Origin of the sequence: Paenibacillus sp. BK720, from assembly GCF_011761545.1 — a bacterium.
In the GTDB taxonomy this organism is placed as follows: domain Bacteria; phylum Bacillota; class Bacilli; order Paenibacillales; family Paenibacillaceae; genus Pristimantibacillus.
The window spans coordinates 565,493-578,755 of the sequence record NZ_JAASRQ010000004.1; the positions used below are offsets into that span (position 1 = coordinate 565,493).

At 48.4% G+C, this 13,263-nt stretch carries 14 protein-coding genes; 3 read left to right on the plus strand and 11 right to left on the minus strand.

Features of this window, described 5'->3' with window-relative positions; genetic code table 11:
• Window positions 1-36: 36 nt before the first annotated feature.
• Window positions 37-807, minus strand: coding sequence for a sugar phosphate isomerase/epimerase family protein (locus FHT67_RS18075; RefSeq protein ID WP_132307976.1), 771 nt, complete (start codon window positions 805-807; stop codon window positions 37-39).
• Between the two features lie 353 nt (window positions 808-1,160).
• Between FHT67_RS18075 and FHT67_RS18080 the strand changes: the two genes are divergently transcribed.
• The gene (locus FHT67_RS18080) at window positions 1,161-1,388 is read left to right on the plus strand and encodes a 3-dehydroquinate dehydratase (protein WP_091185155.1); all 228 of its coding nucleotides are present in this window, start codon (window positions 1,161-1,163) and stop codon (window positions 1,386-1,388) included.
• A 122-nt stretch (window positions 1,389-1,510) separates the two neighbouring features.
• On the opposite strand, the gene FHT67_RS18085 is transcribed toward FHT67_RS18080, so the two are convergent.
• The 5 genes from FHT67_RS18085 to FHT67_RS18105 form a co-directional block, all read right to left on the minus strand.
• A complete protein-coding gene (locus FHT67_RS18085; RefSeq protein ID WP_167200445.1) occupies window positions 1,511-2,176 on the minus strand; it encodes a hypothetical protein in 666 nt (221 codons plus the stop codon).
• Between the two features lie 199 nt (window positions 2,177-2,375).
• Window positions 2,376-3,632, minus strand: a complete 1,257-nt coding sequence (locus FHT67_RS18090; protein WP_347880104.1) for an MFS transporter — start codon at window positions 3,630-3,632, stop codon at window positions 2,376-2,378.
• Between the two features lie 121 nt (window positions 3,633-3,753).
• Complete coding sequence (locus tag FHT67_RS18095) at window positions 3,754-4,095, minus strand: hypothetical protein (RefSeq protein WP_132307982.1); 342 nt, start codon at window positions 4,093-4,095, stop codon at window positions 3,754-3,756.
• 26 nt (window positions 4,096-4,121) lie between these two features.
• Window positions 4,122-4,280: a hypothetical protein gene (locus tag FHT67_RS18100; protein ID WP_165930685.1), complete on the minus strand. Its 159-nt coding sequence runs from the start codon at window positions 4,278-4,280 to the stop codon at window positions 4,122-4,124.
• A gap of 19 nt (window positions 4,281-4,299) precedes the next feature.
• A complete protein-coding gene (locus FHT67_RS18105; protein ID WP_207918148.1) occupies window positions 4,300-5,580 on the minus strand; it encodes a glucuronate isomerase in 1,281 nt (426 codons plus the stop codon).
• 166 nt (window positions 5,581-5,746) lie between these two features.
• Here FHT67_RS18105 and FHT67_RS18110 point away from each other — a divergent pair, with 166 nt between their 5' ends.
• Window positions 5,747-6,598, plus strand: coding sequence for an AraC family transcriptional regulator (locus FHT67_RS18110; RefSeq protein ID WP_167200452.1), 852 nt, complete (start codon window positions 5,747-5,749; stop codon window positions 6,596-6,598).
• Window positions 6,599-6,611: 13 nt separating this feature from the next.
• Here the strand turns inward: FHT67_RS18110 and FHT67_RS18115 are convergent, their stop codons facing one another.
• The 5 genes from FHT67_RS18115 to FHT67_RS18135 all read right to left on the minus strand — a co-directional run bounded on the left by FHT67_RS18115 (window position 6,612) and on the right by FHT67_RS18135 (window position 11,951).
• Window positions 6,612-7,187, minus strand: coding sequence for a TetR/AcrR family transcriptional regulator (locus FHT67_RS18115; protein WP_167200454.1), 576 nt, complete (start codon window positions 7,185-7,187; stop codon window positions 6,612-6,614).
• 17 nt (window positions 7,188-7,204) lie between these two features.
• Complete coding sequence (locus FHT67_RS18120) at window positions 7,205-7,933, minus strand: MBL fold metallo-hydrolase (RefSeq protein WP_132307988.1); 729 nt, start codon at window positions 7,931-7,933, stop codon at window positions 7,205-7,207.
• A gap of 657 nt (window positions 7,934-8,590) precedes the next feature.
• Window positions 8,591-9,673, minus strand: coding sequence for an alpha/beta fold hydrolase (locus FHT67_RS18125; protein ID WP_208403342.1), 1,083 nt, complete (start codon window positions 9,671-9,673; stop codon window positions 8,591-8,593).
• A gap of 430 nt (window positions 9,674-10,103) precedes the next feature.
• A complete protein-coding gene (locus tag FHT67_RS18130; RefSeq protein ID WP_132313647.1) occupies window positions 10,104-10,439 on the minus strand; it encodes a hypothetical protein in 336 nt (111 codons plus the stop codon).
• Window positions 10,440-10,523: 84 nt separating this feature from the next.
• Window positions 10,524-11,951 (minus strand): serine hydrolase domain-containing protein, encoded by a 1,428-nt coding sequence (locus FHT67_RS18135; RefSeq protein ID WP_208403343.1) that lies wholly within the window; start codon window positions 11,949-11,951, stop codon window positions 10,524-10,526.
• 125 nt (window positions 11,952-12,076) lie between these two features.
• On the opposite strand from FHT67_RS18135, the gene FHT67_RS18140 reads away from it, so the two are divergent.
• Window positions 12,077-12,793, plus strand: a complete 717-nt coding sequence (locus tag FHT67_RS18140; RefSeq protein ID WP_167200457.1) for a TetR/AcrR family transcriptional regulator C-terminal domain-containing protein — start codon at window positions 12,077-12,079, stop codon at window positions 12,791-12,793.
• Window positions 12,794-13,263: the final 470 nt, after the last annotated feature.

Consider the following 13,263-nt stretch of genomic DNA (forward strand, 5'->3'; position numbering starts at 1 on the left):
TTTTCCCCTGCCTCTTCTATAGTCAAAAGTCGAAATTTATTGATTCAGATAGTTCGTTTTCAGCCAGTTGAAGCTTTCTTCAACCGATTGAAGCGGCGGATTCGCGCAGCGGTCCTGCTCAACGATCAGCCATTTTACGTCCGCTTGCTCGGATTGCTTAATCAGAGGAAGCAGATCGAGATCGCCGCGGCCAAGTTCAACCGTGTCGATTTCGGCTTTTTCCGTATTTTTAACGAAGTCCTTCAAGTGAACAAGCGGCAGTCTGCCGGCATATTTGGAGATGTATTCAAGCACGTTGCGGCCTGCGTATTGCACCCAGCCAAGATCCATCTCGACTTGAAGCAGGTCAGCGCTAACCGTTTCGTACAGCTTGTCGAACACGATTTGTCCATCGATCTCAACTTCGAATTCGAATTCGTGGTTATGGTAGCAGAAAATAATGCCGGCTTCTTGGAATCGCTTACCGTATTCCGCGAAGTTTACGAGATGCTTCTTCCAGGCATCCGCGTCGCGCACTTCAACAGGGAGCCAAGGGCAGATGGCATATTTCGCTCCGATTGTAGTCAAATAAGCAATTTCCTCTTCAATCTTGGATTCAAGATTCACGAGAGGCACGTGATTGCCGATTGCAACCAGACCAAGCTCGTCCAGCAGCGCTTTCATTTGTTCGGCGGGAATATCCCCGTAACCGGCAAATTCAACACCTTCATAGCCCATTGCCGCAACCTTGCGCAGTGTACCTTCAAAATCTTGAGCTGTTTCTTCACGAAGCGTATACATCTGTAAACCGATACCCGGACGTGTCACCTGTTAAGCACTCCTTTATCATTCGATTCATTGTTGCTGTCTGTATTTTAAAGTTCCACGATTCTCATTATACGGGCTAAGGGAAACAAAAAAACAGTTGTCTTATTACTATTTTCTTATGCGATTTTGCCATTTCTTCGGTTTGAGCCCCTCAACCTGCCCTCTTTGGCGCCTGTCGTCGTCAGATTCCTTGAATTGTAAAGAAATCATAACCATTTTTTAAGTTTATCTTAATCTTTATCGCTTAAAATAAGATAATAAAGTAAGCTAATTAATATTCGGGCGAAACCTTCTGCGGGTTTTATCCGTATATGTTATATCAAAGTCTATTAATGGAATGGAGGCATTCCCCTATGAAAACAATGATTTTATTTAATAACCGCACAATTCCCGTCTATTTAACCGATACGAATAAAAAAGCAATCGAAAAATTGTCCGATGTCCTGAACCGCAAGCTTACAACGGGTAAAAATGCCTTAAAAAACTGTATCAAATCATTGATCAGCGTTGAAATCAACGGCAGTGAAGCCACGCTTCACTCGTTGTACGAGAAAGATACTTTAACGATCTCATTGTACTAATGTACTAAGCCTAATAGGAAATATTACAATAGCATGTCCCAAGCCGGCTGTTATCCATACGATGCAGCCGGCTTTGCTTGTTTTTGATGCTCAGCAAAAAAGAAGCCCTCCCGGGCTTCTTTTTACTTTGTTGCCGTTTGCTGATCGGACTGCTGCCCGTTCTGCGCGCCGCCGCCATTCTGGAATTGACCGCCGCGCCCGCCGCCTCCGAATCCTCCGCCGCCAAAGCCGCCGAGACGTATGGATTCCGCTTCCTGCGTATCATCCTTCAATTGCACCGTAATAATATCGTCGGCCTTCAAATCAGCCAGCGTCTTGTCTGTTTCCGTCATCTTCCCGTCGGTGAAGGATGCCGATACAATCTTGGTTGCATCCGTTACCGTAATATCCATCGTCTCATCGGAGAACATGTTCTGCATGTTGCGCTGGCGCCCGCCGCCGGAGTTCTGTCCGTTGCCCGCTTGAGGCGCCGAGCCGGCATCCCCTTGAGGCGGATCACCCGAAGGAGGGTTGCCGTATGCTGCATCGCCTTGATGAGGCTGTCCACCGCCTTCCGGTCTTTGAAACGATGATTTGTAAATCGTAATGGTCTGCCCGTTAATCGATTTGATTTTGCCGATCGTGCCCATCATCGCTCTGCCTTGGAAGCCTTGTTTTCCCTGATTTTGCTGTTGGGCTTGTCCGGTTGTTCCGTTTGCGGCAGTGCCGGACTCGCCTGATTTAGAACCGCAGCCCGCCAAAGCGACCGAGATGGCGACAGCGCTTAGCGCAATTTTCCAGTTGTTCATCTCTCGTATTCCCCTTTATGGCCTTTTGTTTGCATTGTAGCAGACCAATATGAACGAGAAATGAACATGCCTATTCCAACTCTTCTTCCCCGCCGAACATCGCCGTGATTAACTTCGGATTCTTTAGGGAAGCCTTTTTATGATGAATTTCCAACCCTACAAATAAAAAAGGACTTTATTCGGGTCTTTATTATATCCGTTAACTTGAAGCCGAGCGTTCGATTAAAGCTTTGCGGTTGCCGAGCAGGAACAGCGCGGTTCCGATCCAGCCGCATACGGAGGCAATCACAAGCAGCATCGTTAACGATACGCTGTCCGATAACCCCGCTCCAAGCAACGGCCCCAGCGTGCCCCGCACGCCAAACAGCATAAGATGCACGCCAAACACGGCGGCTTCCCTGCCCGGTGCTAATCTGGATACAAAAGCAAGGATGCCGATATCCCAGATGGCCTCGCCTATGCCTTGAATGCCGTTGCCCGCGATAACAGCCGAATAGCTACCCCATAAGCCATATAACATAGGAACTACCGCATACGCGCTGATTCCGCATAGAAGAACGTGTTTAATGTCAATCCGGTCAATCAGCCTTCCGGCGATTAAATACGTCAATAGCAAGCCTGCATAATAGGATACCCGGGCAAAGCCGATCTGCACGTTGCTCAGTTCCAGCACTTGCACTTGAATGATCTGGTACAGCGGATTGGACAGCATATTGCCGAAGCCGGAAAAGGTGGTCGCCGCCAGAAATACGGCCAGCTTGCGGTTTCCCGACACCAGTGCCCATTGATCGGGGAGCGAGAATCTCGCCCTTGTTCCGGCAGGCAGGGACATGGCCTGCTTAGGCAGTCGGAGAGAATTAAACAAGAAAATCGAAGCCACTCCGAAAATAGAGGCCGTTACCAGCGGACCCGACGGTCCCGACGCGTCAGCCCAGGAGCCAACGACATACGCAAGAGGAATCATTAATGCTCCGCTCGCGACGCGCACATAGCCCATCAGCCTGCCCCTGACATCCGCCGGATACATCCGCGCGACAAGAGAAGCATAAGCCGGAGCCTGGATTCCCATGAGAATTTGGAAGACCAGAGCGGTTGCTACGTAAACGGACGGATAAGCAAACAAAGCCGGAAAAATAATAAGCAATCTGCCGATGACGTTCGGAACGATAACAAACGGTTTGGGATTGCCCGTCTTCTCGATCCATGCCGCCCAAATCGGCGAGAACAAGAGACCTACCGCCGGCGCTGCGGACAAAAGCCCAACCTGCAGGTTGGTAGCCCCTTCGCGAATCGCGAACGGCATAAAAAATTGATTCAATACTACGTTAAAGATACTGAATAATAAAGTCGCGCTGAAATCGATCCGCGCATTAAACCAAACCCGCGGCATCATCTGCATGCCAAGCCTATAAACACTGCCCTTTGTTTCCATCCCGCTGCAATCCTTTCGCTCCACGATCCGTTTCGATTTTGCAAGTCATACCCATTAGAGCAGAGAATTCCGGAAAGCGCAACAAACATTTTTACCGGAGCTTGTCATTCCCGAAAACGGCCCTTATCGGACGAAAGAACCTGCGTTACACCAGTATAAGCAACAAACCGAAGCAGGCCGCGGATACGCCGGTATAACACCAGGCTGCTGCCTTGCTGCAATCCCGGAGACGCCAAATCCGGACGAGATACCCGATTGTGAACAGAACGGAGATAATCATAATTCCCATCATAATGCCGTCCATAAAAGGATCGTTCATCATGCCTTTCATTCCGCCGCCATGATGCTGCATGTTAGACCATTCCATAGCGCTAATGCCGCCCGTAAGGAGCAGCGGAAGAAGCAAATGTATGCCGTGCACAACGATCGGAAATAACATGCCTCCTATTGATAGAAGGGAGCTGCGCGGCAATCGTTTATCGGTCACGTAGAGTCGCCTCCATCCCTGTTGCGTTACAACAGTATATGGCGCATCCACGCATAGATTCGATTTTTTTCACGGATCGTGATGTTGTACTGGCAAGGTGAACCGGCTTTGGCGTCCTTAGGCGGCAGAATGCGTTTCAATCCCGAGAATTCGCTTGGAAATCGCAAAAAAAAAGAAGCAGGCATCGCCTGCTCCTCCTCCTAACTATTCCGGCTGCTCCTTGCCGAGGAAGCGCCAGAAGTTCCGGTTGAACAAATCGTCAAGATCCCGCTTGATTTCATCCTCCGTTACCTTCCAGCCGTTGTTGTACAAACGCTCGTATTTCGAGGCCAGCACCTGCCCGATGATCCGGCGCGAGTGCTCCCACTTGTAAATCAGCTGTTCGAATACGCGGCAGTCCGAGTGCTGCGGAATAACGGAAGTGCCGAGAAGCTCGAGACGGAACTTCGTCATCTCCTCCACCATCGATTCGATGTGAAGGAACCACCAGCAGCCAAACACCATCAGATTGCGGAATTTACGCGCAAGCACGGTCAGCTCATGCTGATTGCTGCGGGCCAGCATCGTGATAAGAAACTTTTGCTTCGGATAATTACGGCATAAAGCTTCAACAGCGGACACGTCCGAATCCATGCTCATATCGCCCGCAAGACGAAGCTCCGGATTCACGCGGCGGCGAACGCCGATCATAAGGGCAAACGGGATGCCGTGCTTCTGGCAGACCGGCACCATCGCTTCGTCAATCATGCGGGTGCGGTGATCCTCGGCGGGATAAACGAAATCGCCAGGCATCGACACCGCGAGATACAAAGCGTCCATTCGTACAATCCATTCGGACAGGAAGCGGCGTACCTCTTCCTTCGTTTTCTCCGTCCACTCCTCGGCGGCATCGTAACCAAGGGAACGAAGCTGCACAACCGCATTAGGCCAGTCATTCAGCAGGCTGTCGACCCGAAGGGCGGCGGAGAACCGGGAATCCGTATTGCCGCCGCGGTTAAGCCATACCTCGCGTTCTTCCGGATCAAACGGATCGTTGGTCATAAGGACATGCTTTACGTTCGAGATCCGGAGAACCTCGTCTACCTGCTGGGCGGTCGTGCGGCTGGCAAGCGCCTCGCGGTAATCATTCAGGTTGCGCGAGGATACATCAAGACCAAGACGGTGCAATATCGTAATAAAGCCGTTTGCCGCTTCGCTGACCGGCGAATGCTCGATAAAGAGCTTGTTCCAGATCCAGTCGGCCTGCTCCCGCTTCGACATAGCCCAGAACGCGTCATACGATTCCCCGTCATCGGCCCAGCGGAACGACTCCGAAATGAGATAATGATATATAAGCAGTTCATCGATGCCCCACAGCAGCAAATTGCCGAAATCGGCGGAAAACAAATGGGTATGCATATCCGTTACCGGCATGGTCATCGCCAGACGTTCAACGGTAGCTTTCATAGCACTGACGGATTCTATAGCCAGTTGTTCCTTGATCATCGCGTATTATCCTCCTCAACTTGTCCTATTCACATCGTACCACCGCCGGGGACTAACCGCTTCTATCCGGTTATCGTTCATCGCTTGCCGATTTATACGTGGTTGGTGTATTTGAAGGCCGAGCAGTATAATAAAACAACCGCTATTTCATTCGTGGAGGAATCGCATGAGCGTTCAAGAACGATACCCGCTTCCCGTTGAAGCGATGTACAATACATCCCAGATTCCAACCGACTTTCATTCCCATCTGGAATATGAAATCTATTATTTTCACAGCGGCAAATGCAAGCTGCTGATTGGCGACAGCATCTATGAGCTTGCTCCCGGCAACCTGATTCTGATGAACGGGATGACACTTCATTATCCATCCATCGATAACCGGTACGAATATTGCCGGACGGTTGTCCATTTTGACCCGGCTTTTGCTTCAGGTCTGTTCCAGCCGCCTTTTCTTGTGCCGCTGCTGCTGCCGTTCGAGAGACAGACGAACCGCCTGATCTCCCTCAAAGCCGAGGAGCAGGCAAGAATCGAGCCGTTGCTGGAGCGGTTATGCCAGCTTCGGCAAAGCGATGATCCGCTGTCGCATGACCGGTTAATCCTCTGTTTCCAGGAGCTGCTGCTGCTTATTTACGAATTCGCCCATATGCCTAGCTACGGACAAGCCTCACCGCCGAGCAGCATTAAGCATCAGAACGTCCAGAAGCTGATCGCTTATATCGAGGAGCATTACCGGGAGGAGCTTGAGCTGGACGATATCGCCGATTATATGCATCTGAACAAGCATTACCTGGTAAAGATCTTCAAGGAAACGACCGGCATTACCTTGTTCCATTACCTGTATCAACGACGGATCAACCAGGCTAAAATGCTGTTTACAATGAATCCGGACCGCTCCATAACGGAGACTGCCTTTGAAGTTGGCTTCAAATACGTCTCTCATTTCAGCCAAACGTTCAAAAAATTTACCGGACAATCCCCCGATGACTATCGGAAGGGGATCGCCCGGCCTCTTGCGTAAATCGGTATTGGATTCAAGAACGGAATTGCTCTCGGATCCCGGCCAGATAGACCTTAAGCACAACCTGAATACTCTCGTCCAGATTTACCGGTAGTCCGAAACCTCCGCTTCTCTCCAGCGTTGCGAAACCATGCATAAAGCTGCGGAAGCCTCTGACGAGATGGATCGTATCCTCCTGCTTCATCTTATAGGCATAGTCCATCACCGTAATAATGAGCCGAATCAATTCTTCGCTTACTTTGATCAGCTCCGCGTCCTCTGTCTGCTGGGCCGGAAGCGTTGCCTCGTACAAGCCCGGATGCTCTCTCGCGAATCCGATATAGGCCAGCCCAATGGCAAAGACGGCATCATCGCCAGATCTTCCGGCAACGGCGCGAAGCAGCCTGTCATGCAGATTTTTGAGTCCGTGCAAGGCAAGCTTCTCCTTAAGACCGGTTAATCCGTCCACATGGTTGTATAAAGAAGGAGAACGGATGCCGAGCCTCTGGGACAACGAGGCGAGGGTAACGGATTCCAGTCCGTTCTCGTCCGCCAGCTCGGCAGCCTTTTGTATGATGGTTGGCAGATCCAATCCTAATCTTGGTGACATGCTCTATTCTCCCTTTCTTAACGAACAATTACGGTATCAAGCTTGCTTGATGCATGCTGAATGGCCAACTCCATCAGCGCTTCCGGTTTAACTATCAAATCCCCGTGACCAACGGCCAGCAAGGATGGCTTCAGCGTCAGCAGCTTCATTGCGCTGCGGAGCGATTCGACCTTATTCCAGGTTGCCATAGCGGGAAAAGGAAACTTCCAGCGCACCTGTCCGCTTACCGCGATTCCCCCGCGAACCTGAAAAGCATCCCCCGCAATCAAAGCATGGCTTCGAGAGTCGAGAAAGGACATCGAGCCCGGCGTATGGCCCGGCGTCGAAATCGCCAGCAAGGAACCTACGCGGTCGCCGTCCTGCAGCAGCACATCCGAGCGTGTTGCGATTTTGCCCGGCTTAGGCACGCCGCCCCGAATTGGCGTATCCGGCTCGTTGGGATCAAGCGAGCGGTCGCCGTTAAGCAGTCTTGAATCCCGGGCAGATATATACACTGTTACATCGGTCAGTTGTTGCCTCAATGCATCCAAAGCTCCAATGTGATCGCTATGAGCATGGGTCAGAACAATACGCGTAATAGGCTTGCCGATTTGCTTTGCCGCTTTCAGAATAGCTTCGGCGTTACCCGGCATTGCGGCGTCAATCAGCGTCAAGCTCTTCTCTTCCTCCACCAAATAGCAATTCACCGGGAACATTGTCGGCATAAAAGTAAGCTGATAAACCTGTTCATGACGTGTCATCCTCATTTTAATTAACCACCTTCGCTTATAAACTAATGTCGTTAGTTTTATAATAACTAATGCCATTAGTTTTGGCAAGAGGTATTTTGCCCAAAAAAGTGAGTACAACACTTCAAAGACAAGAAAATCCCGATTAAGTTTTGAAACACGCATTCAACTGCCCCTAGCTGAGAAACATCAGCAGCAGGTCTTTATTGATCGGCTGCTGCACTGTTCTTATTAAACTAAAGTCCCTCGTTTAACGTAAGAGCTGTTGATCCAAAAAAAGCAATCAGCACCATTTCGTTTATGTCAGCCCAGTATAGAGGAATTTTCACGTCCAAAAAAAAGACATAAAAATACGTACCAATGAAAAAGAACCTTGATTTATCAAGGTTCTAAATCGGGAAATACAGAATCTGACCACTAACCTGTGCTGAACCTCCCATTTTGACCCTAACGAGTTCTTAAACTCGTTGTCGAACAACTAGCTGCGGACTTGCTTTCTTGTCGTTCTCCCGATATGGGGGCTCAGCACTGGTTGTTCTGGCAGCATTTCGGAAATCCTGGAGCCATTCCGAAAAGGCATTACCATAAGCATGTCCCGTAAGGGAACGCCCGTTGCTAATGCCCCATCGAACCATTCCATTCCACTTTAAAGTCTGAAAAGTTGCTGAATCCGATCTACTGGAAAAACTCTCTGAATAGCTTAATGGCCGCTTTAGGATTCTCCTCCATAATCCAATGTCCGGTTTTTTCTAGCTTCACCGTCTTTGAATTCGGCGCATGCTCGTTTAAGAACTGCTCCAGCATGCCGTAACCGGACACACCGGCGATACCAAGCGCGGGCACGGACAGAGGTTTGTACGTTTTAAATGTTTCGATATCGTCTCTGAACGATTTGTACCATTCGTTCCCGGCTCGGAGCGCATCGGGCTGGGAGTAAGCCGCGAGGTAAACCTCACGTTCCTTTTTGCTGAGAGCATTCTTGGTGTAGCCCATATAATCGTAAATCCAATTATAAACGAGATCCAGCTGTTTGCCCTGCAGCATTTGCTCCGACAAGCCCGGAATGGTATTAGTGGCAAACCACCAGTAGAACTTCGCGCGTTCGGGATTACTCTCGTCGTACACTCCCGCCGGTGGCAAAATCGGGATTTTCAAAAAGTTCTCATTCGGATGGGAAGCATCCATCAACACGACTTTCTTCGTGGCTTGCGGGTAATTCGCAGCATAAGCGTACGCGATTGTCGCGCCAATATCATGTCCTGCGATGTTAATGCTCTTGTAGCCTAGCGCTTTGGCCAGTTCATAAATATCCTTTGCCATTGTCTTCTTGTCATAGCCCGATTGCGGTTTGTCCGAGCTGCCCATGCCACGGTATTCCACGACATAAACATGATAGTTCTTGGCCAGCTCCGGCATCATTTTAGAGAATGAATACCAGGTAACGGGCCAGCCCGGCAGGATAAACAGCGGCTCGCCCTTCCCGCCTTCGACATAGTGAAGCTTGACGCCGTTCGCTTCCTTGTAGACGTTCTTGAAGCCTGGGAGCTCTTTGACCAGCTCTTCGTCGGAATTCGGCTTATTTGAGTTTGGCTTGCCTGCAGTTGTTAAGGCCACTTTCTTCGGATTGATATCCGCGGCGCTTTCGCTGACTTGCTGATTGCCGTTCTGCCCGCAGGCAGAAAGCAAAACAAGCATAAATGATGCAATGAGCAGAATTGCCATGCTTTTAGCCGGCCATCTCGATTGGTTCCCTAACATCACATTCACTCCTATGTGCATTTTATGGTTGGGCTGAACAGAGTCGCCTATTCAACGCACATCCTCATTTTGAAACGATCGCTGTCTTTCTATCCCCCTAACTGCGGTGCGGAGTTCGTGCAACCCTTTTTCTCCGCCATCACTTTTGATATTGAATCGCTAAATGTACGCGAGCCAAAGTGTTTCGTTAGTTCTTACACCTAGATCTTACCAAGGATAACGGAGTACCAAACCTGTTAAAGGTCATGAATATGCACAAAAAAAAAGCATCGCCTTCGGTCATTGCACATGACTTTTTTCATGCGCAAAGGCCAAAAGTAATACTTCATTTACTTAAATCGAATGCAGTGTTCCCGCTCTCGAAGGTACACTTTAAACTGCGGTAGAGCTTCTGTAACTTATTTTGATTGAACTATAGTCTCCCGATAGCTTAATCACTGGTTCTAATTGATACAGAAATGCATTTCACTATATCACCAGAATTTAAGATAACGCTTGTAATAATACGATTATCCTCTGCTAACTCTGCTTCTATAGAAAAAATATAAAATCCACTACCCCATGGCTCTTTAATAGGGACATGGATGTAACTTACTTGCTCAAATAAAAACTCAACCGTTTGGGAGGGGTTCTCTCTTGTAACTGCTGTAACCAATTTCAAACTAACTTCTTTACCTCTGTAATTTATCGTTATCTCTTGCAATTCACTATCATGTAAGTAAATGTTCTCTATTTCATGGTAATTGTCTAAAGAGTAGTTTGCCATTACGTTCTCCACCCCCAATAGGTTAATTTATCCCAATATTAACATGAAAACGGAGGAATGATTCGCTTCTGTTTTAGGATAAATTCATTGAATCTGTTGGTCGTCTTTAAGCGCCGCGATCACATCGGCAACCAGCCGATCGGCCCCAGCGATAAGACCATCCGGGTGATGTGACATGCCCAATCGTACCACTACCAACTGCTGTGAAGGGACGATTACAATTTGCTGACCCATATTGCCCATGGCGAAAAAGGCATCATGCGGCACATGGGGCATCCCCCATGGAAGACCATACGGCGCATTACCACTGGTAGTAAGGTTAATCCAGAAGCCAGCACCGTAACCAGTGTCGAGCGTCTGTGAGGTCGAGAATTTAACCCACCCTTCCGGCAGGATACGGTTAGTACCTGACATTCCGTCATTTAGGTACAATAGCCCGAAACGGGCCCAATCACGGGCGGATGCCAACATAGACATCGCACCGTTAGGTGTGCCGGTCGCATCAAACTCCAGCGTCACGTGGTTCATGCCGATTAGCCCGAAAAGTTCACGCTGTGCAAACTGTCTTACATCCGAGGCTCGGCCACCAACGGCATCACGAATGATGCGAGAGAGAAGGATATAGTTGCCATCGGTGTAAGCCCATTGGCTTCCAGGCGTCGTAACTAATTCTGCATTCTCGGCGTAACCGGCCATGTCACGCTCAAGAAAAATCATTCTGGATGCAGGATCGAAACCTGAACTGGTTTGTTTAAGAGCGAGGCCGCTTGTTTGCCGTAACAATTCTTCAATTGTTATTCTTTGGCGCGGATCACTTTCATTACTCCAAGCTGCAATCGGTGCGGGTTGGTCGATTGTCAATTTTCCTTGCCGGACCAGAATGCCAATAAGTGCATTAGTGACCGATTTTGTCGCAGAAAAACCCAATAATGGAGTATCCGCTTCTATGCCAGAAGCATAGCGCTCGGCAACGATCTCACCGTCTTTGACTACGACGACCGCTTGGGTGCGTATATATGGCGCTTGCTCACGCTCTTCAAAAGCCCGGTCGAGCGCGGTGCTAAGTTGTTCGTTCCTTGGTTCAATAGCAGCAGGTCCCACTATCTCTGGAGTCTGTGAATTGGATGGGCCAATTTGGGTAATAAAATCAGCAGATGCAGCCAAATGATCATCCTCAGGTTTATGTACCAGCATGCAACCAATGCCTTTGCTGTACACTGCCTGAGTTTTGTAAAATCCCGCGATTGTGGTTGTGACTTTGTGCTTGTCACGGTTAACATCGAAGTGGATCAAACGATTAATATACCTAATAGCCCCCTCTGGTTTAACCATATCGGCGTAAATCTGATCGGGATCCATGCCCGAGACGAAGGTTCCTGAACAGATTTCCTTGCTGGAATACCCAGAAGCAACCATCAATGGCTGATAAAACACGAAACCTAAGATAGCGGTTAGTGCCATCAAGGTTATAATAGCAGCTAACGTAAATCTGCGTTTTACTTTGCTTTTCAATGAAATGATCAACTCCCAAAAAAAGTATACACCGTATACATTGCATTATAAGTATACAGTGTATACTCGTCAACTTTCTTTTGTTATACTAAACCTTATACTTTTTCTTTAGGGAGCGTCGAACTGTGGTTCATAATAAAAATGATCAATTACCTGAAGGTACCCCTAACAAAAAAAGCTCTGTTCGCCTTAATCGAGAAGCAATCGTAGCGCTGGCTTTAAATATTGCGGATACGGAAGGAATCGAAGCAGTGAGTTTCCGACGATTAGCCCACGAATTTGAAGTAACAGCCATGGCCATCTATCGGTATGTGAACAACAAGGATGATCTTTTAGATGCCATGACCGAATATATGCTCGCTTCTTTCGATACCTCTGCAGTAAAGGAAACGGACTGGCGAGAACAGGTCACAGGATTACTTTATGCTTTGCGTCAGGTGCTGCTTGTCCATCCCTCAGGAAGTAACTTATTGTCCAGGCGATCTCTGCCTTTGACAAACAGGCTCAATATATTCGAGACTTCTCTTGGCATCCTGCGTGACGCTGGCTTCGAGTCTCAGGAAGCGTTTTTAATTTTTGAACACCTGTTGAATCAAGTCGTATCGTTGGTTGCAACGGGAGATGGTTACGTAAAAGGGGCAGAAGAAGAGCGCCAAAAGTGGGGGGCTAAATTGCTGAAGTTCTATGGCAGCCTTCCGAAGCAAGAATATCCTCGGCTCGTAGAGGCAGCCCCGAATATTGCTGCTTGCGTCGATACGAATGACCACTTTAAATTTGGTATCGAGCTCCTAATGGCAGGAGTAGAGGCGATGGCGTCCTCCAAACGATCAGACAAACTGTAACCCTTCATAGTAAGGCAACACCTTCAATATACTTCCCTTTAGTCAAATGAAAAAATGAGCAGATCCGCGGCGGACTGCTCATTTTGTCTGGTTGAACTAAAGTTCCCCGATAGTGAAAGTGAAGGTTGAGCCGTCTTTTGAAGGTATGAATTTATAAGAATTTAAGGCTACCGGTTTTTTATTTTAAACGTGAGGCTTTCTTCTACCGCGAAAATAAAGGTAAATGCCCACTAGAAGCATCAATATGCTTAGAATGAATATGACTATGGGAAAGAGATAAGACAGAATATTCATGGACGTATGTCCGAATTATAGCCTATCATCGGTCCCCCACTGTACTTTACGACCATTATATTTAAATAATTTTTTCTCGATGATTTAATGAAAAACGTGCCTGCTCCACTTTTTTGTTCTCGTTAATGTAATAGATCTGCCATTCTTCCGATCCAGGATGTGTTCCCAGTTAGTGT